At 60.8% G+C, this 16,737-nt stretch carries 12 protein-coding genes; 1 reads left to right on the forward strand and 11 read right to left on the reverse strand.

The features are described from left to right. Positions 1 to 321: 321 nt before the first annotated feature. From PV407_RS01245 to PV407_RS01270, 6 genes are all read right to left on the reverse strand, one after another. Complete coding sequence (locus tag PV407_RS01245; RefSeq protein ID WP_332088033.1) at positions 322 to 1,413, reverse strand: prephenate dehydrogenase; 1,092 nt, start codon at positions 1,411 to 1,413, stop codon at positions 322 to 324. Between the two features lie 25 nt (positions 1,414 to 1,438). Further along, the gene (hisC, locus tag PV407_RS01250) at positions 1,439 to 2,539 is read right to left on the reverse strand and encodes a histidinol-phosphate transaminase (protein ID WP_332088034.1); all 1,101 of its coding nucleotides are present in this window, start codon (positions 2,537 to 2,539) and stop codon (positions 1,439 to 1,441) included. 100 nt (positions 2,540 to 2,639) lie between these two features. Then, on the reverse strand, positions 2,640 to 4,034 hold the full coding sequence (locus PV407_RS01255; RefSeq protein WP_332088035.1) for an extracellular solute-binding protein: 1,395 nt from the start codon (positions 4,032 to 4,034) through the stop codon (positions 2,640 to 2,642). A 97-nt stretch (positions 4,035 to 4,131) separates the two neighbouring features. After that, positions 4,132 to 6,375, reverse strand: a complete 2,244-nt coding sequence (locus PV407_RS01260; protein ID WP_332088036.1) for a hypothetical protein — start codon at positions 6,373 to 6,375, stop codon at positions 4,132 to 4,134. 247 nt (positions 6,376 to 6,622) lie between these two features. Further along, positions 6,623 to 9,130, reverse strand: coding sequence for an S-layer homology domain-containing protein (locus PV407_RS01265; RefSeq protein WP_332088037.1), 2,508 nt, complete (start codon positions 9,128 to 9,130; stop codon positions 6,623 to 6,625). A gap of 12 nt (positions 9,131 to 9,142) precedes the next feature. Beyond that, positions 9,143 to 11,476: a hypothetical protein gene (locus PV407_RS01270; RefSeq protein WP_332088038.1), complete on the reverse strand. Its 2,334-nt coding sequence runs from the start codon at positions 11,474 to 11,476 to the stop codon at positions 9,143 to 9,145. A 354-nt stretch (positions 11,477 to 11,830) separates the two neighbouring features. Between PV407_RS01270 and PV407_RS01275 the strand changes: the two genes are divergently transcribed. Further along, complete coding sequence (locus PV407_RS01275; RefSeq protein WP_332088039.1) at positions 11,831 to 12,172, forward strand: RNA polymerase alpha subunit C-terminal domain-containing protein; 342 nt, start codon at positions 11,831 to 11,833, stop codon at positions 12,170 to 12,172. Positions 12,173 to 12,209: 37 nt separating this feature from the next. Here PV407_RS01275 and trpA read toward each other — a convergent pair whose 3' ends face one another. The 5 genes from trpA to trpD are packed head-to-tail and all read right to left on the reverse strand — an operon-like array spanning position 12,210 to position 16,723. Next, entirely contained in the window at positions 12,210 to 13,016 is an 807-nt protein-coding gene (gene trpA, locus PV407_RS01280; RefSeq protein ID WP_332088040.1) for a tryptophan synthase subunit alpha, read from the reverse strand. After that, the gene (gene trpB, locus PV407_RS01285; protein WP_332088041.1) at positions 13,013 to 14,215 is read right to left on the reverse strand and encodes a tryptophan synthase subunit beta; all 1,203 of its coding nucleotides are present in this window, start codon (positions 14,213 to 14,215) and stop codon (positions 13,013 to 13,015) included. The genes trpA and trpB overlap by 4 nt, the downstream gene beginning before the upstream one ends. After that, positions 14,193 to 14,891: a phosphoribosylanthranilate isomerase gene (locus PV407_RS01290; protein ID WP_332088042.1), complete on the reverse strand. Its 699-nt coding sequence runs from the start codon at positions 14,889 to 14,891 to the stop codon at positions 14,193 to 14,195. Before PV407_RS01290 ends, trpB begins: the two co-directional genes overlap by 23 nt. 1 nt (position 14,892) lies before the next feature. Further along, positions 14,893 to 15,693 carry an indole-3-glycerol phosphate synthase TrpC gene (gene trpC / locus PV407_RS01295; protein ID WP_332088043.1) on the reverse strand — a complete coding sequence of 267 codons (801 nt, stop codon included), beginning with the start codon at positions 15,691 to 15,693 and terminating at the stop codon, positions 14,893 to 14,895. After that, entirely contained in the window at positions 15,683 to 16,723 is a 1,041-nt protein-coding gene (gene trpD / locus PV407_RS01300) for an anthranilate phosphoribosyltransferase (RefSeq protein ID WP_332088044.1), read from the reverse strand. The genes trpC and trpD overlap by 11 nt, the downstream gene beginning before the upstream one ends. Positions 16,724 to 16,737: the final 14 nt, after the last annotated feature.

Consider the following 16,737-nt stretch of genomic DNA (forward strand, 5'->3'; position numbering starts at 1 on the left):
TGCAAATACTAGGAAAAATCCTTCTTATTTCGACACGGAAATTGCAACTTTCGGCTGCAAACGATCCATTTTACGTAAAAAACACAAAAAAAAGACCACCGAATCCGGTGGTTGCACAGAGTGCCATATTTTCGGATAGGAGTGGAGAGAAACCATACTGTACTTTTATTATATGTATCCGTTTACATTTTGTCAACGGTTTTTTTGAAAACGGTTTCCCAAATATTAGGTTGTTCGCAATCGCTTGCATTCATCTCTATAGACGATAAAAGCGGCGAAACGGTTTCATCGTTTCGTCGCTTTATCGGCAAAAATAGGAGACTACAGCTTCACTTCGTACCGGTGCCGCCCGAGCAGCTCGATCGCCGCGTCCATATCGTTTTCGTTGCGGAACGAGAGCCGCAGCACGCCGGGAACGTCGGCCCTGCTTTCGATAATTTGAATGTTGCTCAAATTGATGCGATGATCGCCGAGCAGCGACGCGATCTGGCCGATGATGCCGGGATGGTCGGGAACGTCGACGTAAACGTCGTACAAGGCGGTAATGACCCCTTTGCGCCGTTCGGGCAGCTTGGAGCGGAACGCCCCGGCCTGCTCGAACTCCTTGTAAATGCCTTCGCCGTCGCCGGCCTCGAGCAGCTTGGCGAACTTGTCCATCTCCGCGCTCCAATCGCGCAGCAGCGGCAGCAGGACGTGGCGATTGTTCAGCAATATGTCGCGCCACATGTCCGGATGGCCCGAGGCGATCCGGGTAATGTCGCGGAAGCCTCCCGCCGCCAGACTCTCGTACAGGCCGTCCCGTTCGTTGTAGCGGGCGATCTGATTGACGAGCGCCACCGCGATGACGTGGGGCAGATGGCTGATCGCCCCGACGATTTCGTCGTGATGCTTGGCGTCGACCCGCACGATTTGCGCTTTCGTGTACCGAAGCAGCTCGACCAGTTTGTCGTAAGCTTCCTGCGGAGTCGAATCGTCCGGAGTGAGCACGTAAAAGGCGTTTTCGTACAAATGCGAGGCGGCGACTTCAACGCCCGACCGTTCCGAGCCGGCCATCGGATGCCCGCCGATAAAATGGACGCCCGGCTTGACGCGGGCCGCGGCATACTCCGCGATCGACGCCTTCGTGCTGCCGACGTCGGAAACGATGCACCCCGTTTTGAGCGGCAGCTGCAGCAGCCTGTCGACGTAATGCCGCAAATACCCGACCGGGACGCATAAAAAAACGAAGTCGGCGTCCTGCGCCGCGTCTTCGAGCGAAGCGCAGGCGTCGTCGATGACGCCGCGCTTCAAAGCTTTTTCCAATTCGAGCGGATTGATGTCGAACCCCGCGACGCGAATGCCCGGCTTGCCCTTGAAGCAAAGCGCGAGAGAGCCGCCCATCAACCCGACGCCGATTATGGCGACTTTGGTCATTTCACGTTCACTCTTTATCGTAGAATTAGGCTTGTACCGCGATTTCCGCCAGCACCTGCTCGAGCGCGGCGATAAACTTCGCGTTTTGCTCCTGGCTGCCGACCGTCACCCGGATTTTCGTCGGGAAGTCGAGCGCGTGGCCGCCGCGGACGATCAGTCCTTTGCGCAGCAGCGATTCGAACACGTCCTTGGCCGGACGCTTCACGTCGACCATGACGAAATTGCCGTAAGCCGGGTAATAGTCGAGCCCGAGCCGGTCGAACTCGCCGGTCAAATACGCGATGCCTTTCGCGTTTTGCTCGCGGCAGCAAGCGATGAACTGCTGGTCTTGCACGGCCGCCTTGGCCGCCGCTTGGGCGAACCGGTTCGTGTTGAACGGCTCGCGCACCTGGTTGATCGCGTGAATGACGGACGGATCGCCGATGCCGTAGCCGATGCGAAGCGACGCCAAGCCGTATATTTTGGAAAACGTGCGCAGCGTGATGACGTTTTTATATTCGGCGATCACTTCGATGCCGTCCGGCAAATCCGGGGAATCGGTATATTCGATGTACGCTTCGTCCAATACGACGAGAACGGACGGCGGCACTTGTTTCAGGAAATCGCTTAGCTCCGCTTTCGTGACGACCGTCCCGGTCGGATTGTTCGGATTGCATACCCAGACGATTTTCGTCCGTTCATTGATTTTTGCCAGCATCGCCGGCAAGTCGTGCTTGCCGTCCTTCAGCGGCACTTCGACGCATACGGCGCCCTCGATCTCGCAGTTGTGCTTATACTGCGGGAACGTATGGCTCGCCATAACGGTTTCGTCGCCCGGCACCAAGTAGGCTCTGGCGATCATCAAAATGACGTCGTCCGAGCCCGCGCCGAAAATGATCTGGTTCGGCCGAACGCCGAAATGCGCGGCCAGCGCCGCGGTCAGTTCGACGGCTCCGCCGTCGGGATAAAGGCTCGCCGTCTCCAGCTCGGCGACGATCGCTTCTTTCGCTTTCGGCGAGCATCCGAACGGATTCTCGTTGGAAGCGAGCTTGATCACCTCGGACAAGCCGAGCTCGCGCTTCACTTCCTCGATCGGCTTGCCGGGCTGGTATACGGGCAGATGAATAATCGATTGTTTCGGCTGCACGGATTTCACCTCTATGAATGGATGGACCTGCGAATGACGAATCATAACTAGTATTGTAGCTTATTTGCGGCCCGCTTTCCAGCAAAACAAACCCGGCCCGCTATTGGCGGGCCGGTTCGCCGGAGCCGCCGCGGCTCCGCGACTCGATCAGGCGGCTCAGCTCTTCTTCCGTCTCCAGGCCCGCCCAATACATTTTCAAATCGCGGTTCAGCCGCGCCAGCTCTATCGCGCCGATGCCGAGCTCGGTAAAAAACCGGAAGCCGGGAATCGTCTCCCGAAACAATGAAAACCGCGACGGGCGGTACAGCTTCTCCTCTCCGACCCATTCGGCCGCCGACCGGAGCGCGGGCAAGCTGTACGTATGCCGGCGAATATACGTTTGCGCCGGCGCCGACGTTAAAAATTCGAGCAGCCGGAGCGCCGGCTCCTTCTCCTTCGACGCCCGGTTCACCGCCAGACCGATCGACAGCAGCAGCGACATCGGCGTTCCGAAGTGCGGGACGGGCGCGATATCGAACGGCACGTTCGAGTTTTGCAAATAGTTCAAATAAAAAAAGCTCGTCACGATCATCGAAGCTTTGCCTTTTGCCAGCATCGTCTCCGATTCGCCGGTTGCGGCCCCGTCCGACAAATGGGCCAGCTCGTTTTTCAGCTCGCGGCACGTCCGGAGCGAATCGAGCATTCCCGTCCCCGCGATCCGGAGCTCGCCGGCGCTTCCCCGCTCGAAGCGGGCCCCCAGCTGAAGCAGCAGCAGCGGCCAACGGTTCGCGGAATAAAAATCGAAGTGAAAGCCGACCCGCTCTCCAGGCGCCGCGAGCCGATCCGCCGCGCGAATCGCGTCGCGCCACGTCCAGCTGCTGTCCGGCTCCGATAAGCCGCGTTCGGCGAAATGGGCGCGGTTATAGGCAAGCAGCAGCGGCGAAAAAATAAACGGCTGCACGAGCAGCTGTCCTTCTTCGGCGAAACCGTCCGAAAGAAACGGATACAGGCCCGGATTGCGTTCGAGCGGCTCGAGCAGCTGCCTGCCGCCGTTCTCGATGCATTCCCGAAAGTCGGTATAGTTCATCATGACGACATCGAGCAGGCCTCCGGCAAAATAGTTGCCGATATAATGGAAGCTCGAGCTCGTCAGCGGCACGATCTGCACTTTGATGCGCGGATTCGCTCCTTGGAACATCGCGATCAGCTGCAGCAGGCTCGCTTCGCCGATGACGGACGAATGGAATCCGAGCTTCACCGTCCGCTTCGAATCGTCCCAGTCGCCGATCACTTTGTTGCCGACGCGGGGAATTTTTTCGATAAACCGTTCCCTGACCAACAGGTCCAGTCCTTTGCGGACGGACTGGTTGCTCAGCTCGAACTGCTCCGCCAGCGCCTTTTCGGACGGCAAATATTCCCCTGCCAGCCTGTGGCCTTGCACAATGTCCTCGCGCAGCTTGTTGATCATCTCGTTGAGCCGCTCGCGCGAGCTTTTCCGCTTTACGTGATCGTCCATACGTTACCCTCATTCGCATTCGATAAGAACATTCCTATTATAGCAATCGTCCGTCCCGCCCTGTCAATGGCTGGAAAAGGCATCGGGTTTGGCGGCGTCATGCCGGCAAAATCAGATTGCCGGATATATGGCGGATCGTTTCCGATTGCGGCGGCATCGAAGCTCTCCGCACGTTCCGTTCGACGCACGCCGTGTACAGCATGTACGAGCCTTCGCCGAACGCGGCGTCCGACAAGAAAAGCGTTCCGCCCGAAAACTGGGCGCCGGTCGCGCGGAACAGGTTCGTCCCCGACCGAATGTCCAAATGGGCCAAGTCGCGATCGTCCGTATCGAACACGGCGCTGCCGATCGACCACATGATCGCTCCGTCCGCTGCCGCCCGCTTGACGAACGCGCCTTCGCCGTTCGATCCGCCGAAAGCGGTCCCGCCGTCGATCGTCACCGAGCGGACCCCGGCCCCGGTTTGCGCCGCCTCGCCGCGGTCTTCGCGATCCCAAACGTCGATCAGGACGATGCCGCAGTCGGTAAAGCTGCCGCCGACAATCGAAACGCAGCGGCTGGCGATTCGCAAGGCGCCGGCCGTCCCCGCTTTACCGACAAACTGCGTATTCGCGATCGTCAACCTGCCGATCGAGCCGATCCGTACGTCGGCCGCTTGCGAAATGCGGCTGTTCGTTATTAATAAGTTTCCGCGCACCGGCATAAAACCGACCGCTTCGCCGCTTTCTCCGGGCGACCGCGCGAGCTCGCCGCCGTCCGCCAGCGCGAAGCCGCAGCCGTCGATGACATTGTCCCGCAGCGAACGGTACGAGCTTTGCGACAGCGTCACCATCCGTTCCGCCGTGCAGCCCCGCATGATCAAGCCGTCGAGATTGGCCCAGATCGTGCCGGAGTCCTGCATCCCTTCCTTGAAATGGGCGTGACAGTCTTCCAGCGTCAAGTCGGTCAGCTTTTTGTGCGCCACGATCCGGGAGGCGACGTGGCGCCGCACCGTGATGCGTCTCGCGCTGTCGCCCCAAGTCGGGCCGCTGTTGGCGAACGAAAGCAGGCCCGAGCAGCCGATATAAAGCAAATCGTGCTCGAATTGGCCGTGCGTGACGAACGGACCGAATTCGTCCCCGTCGCCGTGGCAGTTTTCGACCATGCAGTACGCCGCGCACGTGAAATCGTTCAAGTGCCGCGCGTTGCTCGTGTTGCAATCTTTGACGTGCCCGTACAGCACGTTGATTTGCTGCGTCAAGTAGCCGGTTCCGCCCCATTCCCGCTGCGCGGGATTGACCAGCTCGCACCGCTCCGTCACGTAATGCGAGCAGTACCGCCGCATGATGACGGGCCAAAACACGGCTTCGGCCCTTATATCGGAAACGTCGCATTCGACCGCAAACTCGTACGCGACCGGATTCGAGCCGATGCAGTCCCACGTATCGAACGGCCGCGTCGTCGTCGATGCCGTCGGCGGCACCGGCACTCCGACGAATTTCATGTTGCGGACGCGGCTGCGGACGACCGGGTTCATTTTCGTATATTCGACGGTCCGGCCTTCGGCGATGCTCCAGCCGAGCTTGTAGTTGAACCGGACATGCGTGCCGTCTATAATTTCCGTCACTTTCAGCATATAGTCCAGCTCGCGCCGGGCGCTCCCGCCGGGCAGGCTCGACACCCGCGCGATCCACCAGTCGCCGGGCGCGAATGCGGAGGCGTCCGCCACTTGCAAAATATCGGTCAGCTCCGCCAAAGCTTCGGTCAATACGACGGTTTGCGCAGCGCCTGCCGGCGTTCCGCGAAACGAAACGACGGCGCCGAACGGGTTGTCCGGGACGTTCAACTCGATCCCTTCGGTCGTGACCGTATGTCCCATGAAATCGAGCTCGATGTGGCTGCGGCCGTACGTATGCCGGCGCGCAAAGTTCAAATCGCTGCGCGCCTCGATCCGGTAGATCGACGCGTCGTCCATCATCGCGTCGAGCGCGTCGTCGGCGTTTCGCGCGGCGTCGAAAATGCCGAACATCCGGAAGTCGGCGACGCCGTCGTGCACCGTCTCCCACCGACCGCACTCCGCTTCGCTTCGGTGCGGATTGTGCACCGTCCCGCCGTTGTCCGCGCGTATGCTGTCCGCGCAATAGCGAACCCATTTCGCGCCGCCGTCGCCGTCCCGTTCGTATCCGCCGACCCGTGCGACCGTTCCGTCGGCAAGCCCGGACGCCGGAAGCTTCAGGAGCGAGGCGACGTCGGGCGCGAAGAGGACGCCGCCGGCCGGAGGCCGGTCGTTTTCCGGCCGCCCGCCGCGCTCGTTCGAAGTTCCGGAAACGCCGGCATTTTCCGTCTTGATCGTTTGTTCCAACTGGGCCTCTCCCTTTTCGTTTCTCGATTTTCGATTTGTTCGTTGACACCGCTTTTTCTGACTCGTTCCTGGTTTGTTTCCGATTATAGGTTGCCGGTGAGCCTTTGTCAACCGAAGGCGGGTCATGCGGCAAGCAGTCGCCAGCGGTAGGAATTCCGGTTCTGTTCCAGCGGTTGGCGGAGTGAATCCGATTGTAGATATCAAAAAAAAGTCCCGGGGGATTTGCTCCCTCCGGGAATTCGCCGGATTAATCGCGAATCAGGATCGGTGCGGAACCGCCGCCCCAGGCGATGATCGAGTATTCGCCGGGAGGCAGCCCTGCCGTTGAAAGGATTGCTTCGGCGTTGGCGGCCATAGACGCTTTTTTCGCCGTTCCTTTTTGAACCGCCTGCTCGAGATCGCCCTTCGTCGCGCTTAATCCGCGCCGCACCAAATACACGTCCGCCGCTTTGTCGGTTACGACGGCGATCGTTTGTCCCGCTTGCACGGAATTGCCGGCTTTAACGGTCAACGACGGTCCGAAGTCGAATTCGACCGTAACGGGGGCCGGTAAAGGTGCGCCGCTCGAATCCTGCAACGCATTCGCCGGTATGTACACCTTCGTTTTGCCTGCAGGCGCGTTCGCGAATGCGATGCGAAGCAAACTGCCGCGAATTTCGATCGCATCGTCGACCGCGTACGTCGAACTCGTTACGCTTTCGCCATAAACGGCGTACGAGACGGCGGATTTCAACGCATCGGCAGAAGCGAAGCCGGACCGGATCGGTTTGTTGAAGCCGATATCGACCGTTCGGCTGTTGCTGTACACATATAGCGTATTTTGGGCGAGAGGGGCGTCCGGCGCCGCGTTCAAGCGAAGCTCCTGCTCCGGCTCGTATTCGCTCATCGCGAATTTGTCGTTGAGCCCGATCACGACATAATCCCCGGCCGGCAGTCCGGCGGTGGAAAGAATCGCTTTCTCGCCCGCGGCCGCCTGCTTGCGGATCCCTTTGCTTTGCTCGACGATCGAATCCAGCATCGTAATATATCGCGTCGTCGCCCCCGGTACGAGATAGATCGTACCCGCCTGATCGGAAACGGCGTAAACGAAATCGCCGACCGTAGCAATCCGCTGCCCGCCGACGTAGACGCTTTCGGTCACAGTACCATCCGTAAGCAGCGTAACTTGCGGAGCGCCCGTCGCCGGATCTGTCGGCGGCGTTCCCCCTCCGTTGCCCGGATTCGTCGGCGGCGTTCCCCCTCCGTTGCCCGGATTTGTCGGCGGTGTCCCTCCTCCGTCGTCCGGATCCGTCGGCGGCGTTCCCCCTCCGTTGCCCGGATTTGTCGGCGGCGTCCCTCCTCCGTCGTCCGGATCCGTCGGCGGCATGCCTCCTCCGTTACCGGCCGATGGCAGGCTCGCCTTTTCGGCGCTTTCGATCGGGATCGTCCGATCTCCGATTACGATCGTGTCGTTTTTGCCGATGCCGCTGCCCGCTTCAATTTTCGCCGGGGCTTTCTCGAATCGGACGCCTGGCGAATAGACGACGGCAAGCTTCACTTCCCCTTGCCCGAATACGGAGGCGGCGGCGTTCAGGACGAGCCTCGAAAGCGCCGCTTCCTTGCCGACGACGATCGTCGTTTCTCGGGCGCCGCCCGCAACGGTCATAGTCGAGACCGTTCCTTTCGGTATTTCCACGAGTACGTTCGAGGCCCGCACGTTCACGTCGGCATAGCGGCCGACAAGCGTTACCTTTGCGTCTTTCGGCAGCGGTTCCGATAACGTGACCGTATCGACGCCGTTTCCCGTCGCTTCGTCGGCTTCGATAATCGCGCCCGACCGGACGACCGCTTCCCGGATCGCAGTCGCTCCGCTCGCTTTGATTCTGACAAGCCCGTTTCGTTTATCGACAACGACTTGCGCAATAACCGAATCGTCGAAACGGATGCTGTTCGGCCCGCCTCCGTATATACGCGTCGTTCCGGAGACGGTGACGTTTTTCAAATCGACGTCGCCTTCGCCGATCGCCTCCGCCAGCACAAGATCGCCCTCGATGCTCATATTTTGCAGCGTGACGCCGGATGCCGTGACGGTCACGTTTCCTTTGACCGTTTCCGTTCCGGTCCGCGGACCGAATACGCCGGCGTTGCGATAAATCGACCCGTTCAGCGCCCGGTCCAGCATGACGACCGCTTCGGCCCGGGTGACGGGTCCGGCCGGCCGGTACGTGCCGTCCTCGTAGCCGTCGACAATGCCGCTCGCAGCCAGCGCGCCGATCGCCATCCGACTCCAGGCCGGGAACGACGCGGCGTCCTTGAATGTCGTCAGCCCTCGATCCGCTTCGGCATCGCCGAGCTTCAGCAGCCGAACGAGCATGACCGCCAGCTCCTGCCGGCTTACGCCCGCTTCGACACGAACGGTGCCGTCCTCGTAGCCGTCCACGTATCCGGCCTTCGCCGCTTTGGCCACTTCGTCGTAAGCCCAATGCCCGGAAGCGAGATCGCGGAAACGGATGTCCGTTTTCTCCGTCGCCCCGCTCGCCCTGTTGATTAAAGCTACCAGTTCCCCCCGTTTGACGGCTTCGTCCGGACGCAGGCTGCCGTCCTCGTAGCCCTGGACGTACCCTTTGGAAACCCAGGAGGATAACCGCGCCTCGGCCCAATGCCCGTTGGCGTCCGTCTGCCTTTCCTGCGCATATGCGAGCGGCCAGCCCGACGTCGTCATGCAGACGATCAACATGACGATCGCTCGGCGCTTCATGTTGCGAAATACGCGCATAGTCCCCCTCCTCTAAACGATCGTCAAGTTATTCGCGCTATGTCGGATCGTATCCGACTCCGCCGGCAGAGCCGCCCGGTTGACGCCTTCCTCGATGACGGACGTGATAAACATATAATTGCCTCCGCCGAAGCCGGCGTTCGCCACGACGTACTTGCCGCCTTTGAAACGGGAGCGCATCGCCTTCAGCTTATGGGAGCCGCCCTCGATATGAAAATGCGCCGTATCCGCGTCCGCCGCCGTGCTTGTCACGTCGCCGAAGCTCCACGTGACGACGTTGCCCGGGTCCGCGCTTTTCAAAAACGCCTTCTCGCCGTTCGTCCCGCTGAACGCCGCCCCGCCGTCGATCGTAATCGATTGGTCCGGCGTATTTTTCGCGTTGTTCGCGTCGCCGACCTTGTCCCACGCTCCGGTGAACACGAAGCCGCAGTTGATCAGCCCGCCGCCCTGCATCACGATCTCCCGCGTGCCGACCCGCACTTTCCCCGTCGCCGGCGAGGCGCCTTTGAACCACGTGTTGATCAGCGTCAGCTTGTTGATGCTGCCCAGATTGACGTCCTCGACGTTCGTAAACTCGCTGTTGACGATCGTCAGCTCGCCGTTGCTCGGCGTATACCCGACCGCCGTCGTCCCCGTCCGGATCGGACGCGCGATCTCGTAGCCGGCCAGCATGCCGAACGAGCAGCTGTCGATGATGTTTTTCCGTTTGCCCCGCGACGACCCTTTGCTGATCGTAATCATTTCCTGCGCGGTGCAGCCGCGCATTTGCAAGCCGTCCATATTCACCCAGATCGATCCCGAGTTCGCCATCTTCACTCCGGGCTTCGTGTACGTCACGACCGCATGGCAGTCCTCCAGCGTCAGATCGGTCAGCCGCTTGTTCGCCACGATCCGCGAGGCGATATGCTTCTTCACCGTAATCCGCTTCGCGCTGTCCCCCCACGTCGACCCGCTGTTCGCGAACGACAGCAGCCCCGAGTTGTTGATATAAGTCAAATCGTGCTCGAACTGGCCGTGCGTCACGAACGGCCCGTACTCGTCCCCGTCGCCGTGGCAGTTTTCGACCAGGCAGTACGCCGCGCACGTGAAGTCGTTCAAATGCCGCGCGTTGCTCGTGTTGCAGTCTTTCACATGCCCGTACAGCACGTTGATCTGCTGCGTCAAATAGCCGGTTCCGCCCCAGTCGCGCTCCTCCGGGTTTATCAGCCGGCACCGCTCCGTCACGTAATGCGAGTTGTACCGCCGCATGACGACCGGCCAAAACACCTTCGTCGCCTTGATCCCGATCGCGTCGCACTCGACCGCGTATTCGTACGCGACCGGATTCGACCCGATCATGTCCCAGTCCGGCGTCGGCCGCTGGCTCGTTCCGTTCGGCGGCACCGGCACCCCGACGAAATTCATGTTTTTCACGACGCAGCGCACCGCCGGCTCGACCTGCCTGTACGTGATTTGACGCCCCGCCGCCAGCTGCCATCCCGACTTGTAGTTCAGCCGCACATGCGTCGCGTCGAACACCTCGGTCACCTGCACCAGGTAGTCGAGCTCGCGCTGCGCGCTGCCTCCGGCGTTGTTTTTCACCTGCGCGTGCCACCAGCTGCCGACCGCGAATGCCGACGAATCCGCCACCTCGAAGATGTCCGAATATTCCTCCACGTTCGCCGACAGCGTCACCGTCTGCGTCACGCCGGTAAGCGTCCCCCGGAAAAACAGCACCGCCCCGAACGGGTTGTCCAGCTTGTTCGGCTCGATTCCTTCCGTCGTCACCGTATGGTTCAGGAAGTCGACTTCAAGGTTGCTGCGATGGAACACGTGCCGCTTCTTGAAATTCAAATCCGAATGCGCCTCGATCCGGTGAATCGCCGGGTCGTTCGCCATCGCCTCCAGCGCCGCGTCCGCATCCTGCTCCGGTCCGAACACGCCGAACCAGCGGAAGTCCGCCGCTCCGCCGTGGACGACCTCGAATCGGCCGCCGGTCGAACCGTTCGCCGCATGGACCGTTCCGCCGTTATCCGCTTTCGTGCTGCCAGCCACCCAACGGACGAGCTTGCCGCCGCCGTCGCCGCTTGTATTGTATCCGCTTACAAGGACATGCTGCCCGTCCTTCAACTGGCCGGGAGGCAGCTCGGTCAACGCTTTCACGCTCGCCACCTGCAGCACCTTTTTGTCGTCGCTATTTGCCGCAGGCTCGTTCGCGGCCATCGCCAGCTTCGAGGCAAAGGCGCTTCCGGCGATAACGGCGCCGCCGATGCCGAGCGTGCGCAGCACGTTTCTTCGGGTGATGGATCGCTGTTCGTCGTTGCCGGCTCCGGCGCCTTTGCTTCCGTTCAACTGTACCTCGCTCATCGTTTCACAGCTCCTTCGTTGGGCAAGTTGTCGTTCTCCCTTTTCTGATTTAATGCTGATTTGGAAAATAGAAGAAAACGCTTAAAATTTCCACAATTAACAACGCTCAGGTTTAATCCTGGTTTGTTTTCCTATTATAGCTTGACCGCAAATCGTCCGTCAACGAGGTATTTCCCGACTTGGCGTTTTTTCGCGCTCGCGAAAATGAACGCAGGCAATTGAACATCAAGGAAGGATCCGGTACACTTTTGATCATCATCCGTTTTTTAGCCGCTAATAAGGTGACCGAATCATAAGGAGAGCCTTGGAAGTCCCTATCCTAAAGCTCGAATCGAACCAAAGGAGAGATCGATTATGGCCGATTCAAAACAAACGTTACGAACTTGCGGTAACGGGCACCGATACTATAAAAGCAGCGATTGTCCGGCATGCCCGATTTGCGAGCAAGAGCGGAAACCGGACGGCGGCTTTCTCTCGCTTCTTGCGGCGCCGGCGAGACGGGCATTGGAGCATAACGGAATCACATCGCTGCAGAAGCTTTCGACCTATTCGGAAAAAGAGATTTTGAGCATTCACGGCATGGGACCCAAATCGTTGCCGATCCTTCGAAACGCCTTGGAACAAAATGGCTTGGCGTTCAAAAGCCAACGGACGTCGGAACAAGAAAAATCCTTACCCGCTTTCAAGAGCGAGTAAGGATTTTCGGTAATCGGATTATGGATACTGGGAGCGATCAGCCCCGAAGCTGACGAACGAATTCGCGAACCTGAACAAGCCCGTCCGAACGGGAAGATTCGGACAGCAGCAGCGGCGTCGCTTCTTCGATTTTGCGCACGATCGCGCTGCCCACAACGACGCCGTCGCACGTTTTGGAAAAATGCGCGAACTGTTCGCTCGTGGAAATGCCGAAGCCGATCGCGATCGGCAGATCGGTCGAGCGGCGCACCGACGCCAGAAAATCGTCGATGCCCGCGAAAAAGTCGGCGCGGACGCCGGTTACGCCGAGCGACGACACGCAATAGATGAAGCCCGAGGCGCTTGCCGTAATTTTGGCGATACGGTCGTCCGACGTCGGCGCGACGAGCGGAACGAGATGAATGTTGTATCGATCGGATAATGCCTTGACCGGACCGTTCTCCTCGAACGGCAAGTCCGGGATGATGACTCCGCTGATGTCGTGCTCCGCGAGCAGCTCGAAAAACCGTTCCAGGCCGATTCGCAGCACCGGGTTGTAATACGTGAACAAAATAAACGGCAGGTTGACGTTGTGCTCGCGCGCCCGCTTCGCGATCCGGATGCAATCGAGAATCGTAATGTTGTGCTTCAGCGCGCGTTCCGAGGCGCGTTGAATAACCGGACCGTCGGCCAACGGGTCGGAATACGGCACGCCGAGCTCGACGATGTCGGCCCCGGCCAGCTCCAGCTCGCGCAGCAGCGACAGCGAAATGTCCGGATCCGGGTCTCCGATCGTCACGTACGGGATCAGCGCCGTGCGGCCTTGACGCTTCAGCTCTGCAAACTTCTCGTCGATGCGGTTCACTTCGCGCCACCTCCCAAATAGCCCATGATCGACTCGACGTCTTTGTCGCCGCGGCCGGACAAGCTGACCACGATAATCTCGTCCTTGTCCATCGTCGGCGCCACCTTCAGCGTATGGGCGACGGCGTGCGAGCTTTCCAGAGCCGCGATAATGCCCTCCGTCCGGCTGAGCAGCTGCAGTGCGTCGAGCGCTTCCTTGTCGGTAATCGGCACGTATTCGGCGCGGCCGCTGTCTTTCAAGTACGAATGCTCCGGTCCGATGCCCGGGTAATCGAGCCCCGCGGAAATCGAATGAGCCGGCATCACTTGGCCGTATTCGTCCTGCAGCACGTAGCTGAGCGAGCCTTGGAACACGCCCGGGCTGCCTTTCGTCATCGTCGCCGCATGCTCCTCGGTATCGACGCCGCGACCCGCCGCCTCGACGCCGATCAGCCGTACCGACTCGTCGCCGACGAACGGATAAAAGATGCCCATCGCGTTGCTGCCGCCGCCCACGCAGGCGATGACGGCGTCAGGCAGCCGGCCTTCCTTCTCCAATATTTGCGCGCGCGCCTCGTCGCCGATAATGCGCTGGAAGTCGCGCACCATCATCGGGTACGGATGCGGTCCCGTTACCGAGCCGAGTATATAAAACGTGTCGTGAACGTTGCTGACCCAGTAGCGCAGCGTCTCGTTGCACGCATCCTTGAGCGTGCGCGTCCCCGACATGACCGGCACGACTTCCGCCCCGAGCAAGTTCATGCGGAACACGTTCAGCTGCTGCCGCTTCGTGTCCTCCTCGCCCATGAACACCTTGCATTCGAGTCCGAGCAGCGCCGCGATCGTCGCCGTGGCGACGCCGTGCTGGCCGGCTCCCGTTTCGGCGATCACTTTTTTCTTGCCCATCCGTTTGGCGAGCACCGCCTGCCCGATCGTGTTGTTGATTTTGTGGGCGCCGGTATGGTTCAAATCTTCCCGCTTCAAATATATTTTCGCCCCGCCCAAATGCTCGGTCAGCCGCTCCGCGTAATAGAGCCGCGACGGCCTTCCCGCATATTCGTTCAGCAGCGTTTGCACGTCCTTGATAAATTCCGGGTCTTGCGAATATTTGCGATACGCCTCGTCCAGCTCGATCAAGGCGTTCATCAGCGTTTCCGGCACGTACCGGCCCCCGAAGGCGCCGAATCGGCCGTGCTCGTCAGGCACCTGCATGCGACTCATGACCTTTCACCCTTTCGACGAAATCTCGTATTTTCGTAATGTCTTTCGCCCCGTTCGTCTCCACGCCGCTCGAAACGTCGACGCCGTCCGGCCGGTAAGCTTCGATCAGCCCGGCTACGTTATCCGGCGTCAGTCCGCCGGCGACGAACAGCGGAACGCCGGCTCGGCGCGCCCACTGCGCGTAATGCGGAATGCGGCTCCATTCGAACGTGCGCCCGGTGCCGCCTCCGGCCGTATCGAGCAGCAGTCCGTCGATGCAGCCCGCGTACGGGTCGAGCGCCTCCGCGACCGCGTTCGTGCGCGCGTCGTCGTCCGCGGCGGAAGCCGATTCCGAGACGGAGAAGACGCGGTATACGCGAATGCCGAACGTCTCGCGCACAGCCCGGCAAAACGCCGGCGATTCCGCCCCGTGCAGCTGCACGGCGTCTAGCGGCGCGGCCTTCAACGTTTCCGCGAGAAGCTCCATGGTCGGATCGACGAACACGCCGACCGTAAGCGGTACGCGATGGCCCGTCTCGCGCCGTTCGCGGACGATGCGCACGAGCGCTCCCGCCTGCTCCGGCGTCACCTGCCGTTTGCTGGCGGCGAACAAGAAGCCGATCAGGTCGACGGGCATCCGCACGACCGATGCGACCGTTTCGGCATCCTTCAGCCCGCATATTTTGACCATCGCCATATCAGTCGGCCCCCTGCGGCTGCGCTTGTCCCATCAGCTCGTTCACGGCGTCCTCGATGACCGGCTTGCGCATGAAATGCTCGCCGACGAGCACGGCATGCGCCCCGATCGAGCGCAAGTAGCCGATTTCGTCCGCCGCGGAAATGCCGCTTTCGCTGACGATCGTTTTTCCTTCCGGAATGTGGCGAATAAGCTCCTCGGTCGTCTTCAGGTCGGTGACGAACGTGCGCAAATTGCGGTTGTTGATGCCGATGAGCGTCGCGTCGAGCGTCAGCGTCCGCTCCAGCTCCTCGCGGTCGTGCACCTCGACGAGCGCGTCCATGCCGAGCTCGCGGGCCAGCGACAAATAGTCGCGCAGCTGCTCCGTCGTCAAGATGGCGGCGATCAGCAAAATCGCGTCCGCGCCGATCAGCCGCGCTTCGTATATTTGCGTTTCGTCGATCGTAAAATCTTTGCGCAAAATCGGCACGCGAACCGCTTCCCGCACCGCGCTCAAATACCGGTTCGAGCCTTGGAAATACATTTCGTCGGTCAGGACGGACAAGCAGTCCGCCCCGGCCGCTTCATAGGAACGGGCGATTGCGACCGGATCGAAATCGGCGCGGATGAGCCCTTTGGAGGGGGACGCCTTCTTCACCTCGGCGATCAGCCCCGTCTCCCGCTTCCGGTTCGCCAAGGCTCGCTCGAAGCCGAGACAGGCGGGCATGCCGGCGATTCGGCGTTCCGCCTCCGCTGGCGAGAACGTCTGCTTCAAATTCGCTACTTCCGTATGCTTCGTTGCCACGATTTTATCAAGAAACATGTGCCAATTCTCCCGTAACTTGAACTAGCTGCTCCAGCTTCTCCAGCGCTTTCCCGGAGTCGATGACCGCACCCGCTAATTTTACACCTTCCTGCAGCGTCGAGCAACGGCCGGTCACGTAGAAGCACGCCCCGGCGTTCGCCAATACGATGTCGCGGCAGGCGCCGTGGGCGCCCCGGTACACGTCGCGGATTATTTCCGCATTGCGCGCCGCGTCGCCGCCGACGACGTCGCTGAGCGGATACGCGCGCAGGCCGAGATCGTCCGGACTGATGTCGAACGTGCGGACGTCGCCGTCCTTCAGCTCGGTCACCTTCGTCGCCGCGGAAATGCTGATTTCGTCGAGCCCGTCGTAGCTGGCCACCACGAGCCCGCGCTTGATGCCGAGCGAGCCGAGCACTTCGGCGACGAGCTCCGTCCGGTTCCGGTCGAAAATGCCGAGCAGCTGGCGGTCGGCGCCGGCCGGATTCGTCAGCGGTCCGAGCAGGTTGAACACGGTCCGGATGCCGATTTCCCGTCGCGGCACGGCGGCATGCTTCATCGACGGATGATGCGATTGGGCGAACATGAAGCAGATGCCGATGCTCTCCAGACAGCGCGACGCTTCGTCGGCGGAAAGCCCGATGTTGACGCCGAGCGCTTCCAGCACGTCCGCGCTGCCGCTCTTGCTCGACATCGCCCGGTTGCCGTGCTTGGCGACGCGAATGCCGCCCGCCGCCGCGACGATCGCCGAGGCGGTCGAAATGTTGAACGTATCCGCCCCGTCGCCGCCCGTGCCGCACGTATCGAGCAGATCGGTGCGCTCGGAGCGAACCGCGTTCGCCTTGCTGCGCATCGTCTCGGCGAAGCCGCCGATTTCGTCCGCCGTCTCGCCCTTCATCCGCAAAGCCGTAATGAAGCTGCCGATTTGCGACGGGGACGCCTCGCCGTTAAAAATAATTTCCATCGCCGCCTTCGCTTCGTCGCGAGTCAGATGCGCGCCTCCGACGACTTTGGCGATCGCTTGTTGAATCGATATTCCGTAGGTCATCGTCTTCCCTCCCG

Source organism: Paenibacillus sp. GYB003 (assembly GCF_036577625.1).
Lineage (GTDB): Bacteria > Bacillota > Bacilli > Paenibacillales > NBRC-103111 > Paenibacillus_AB.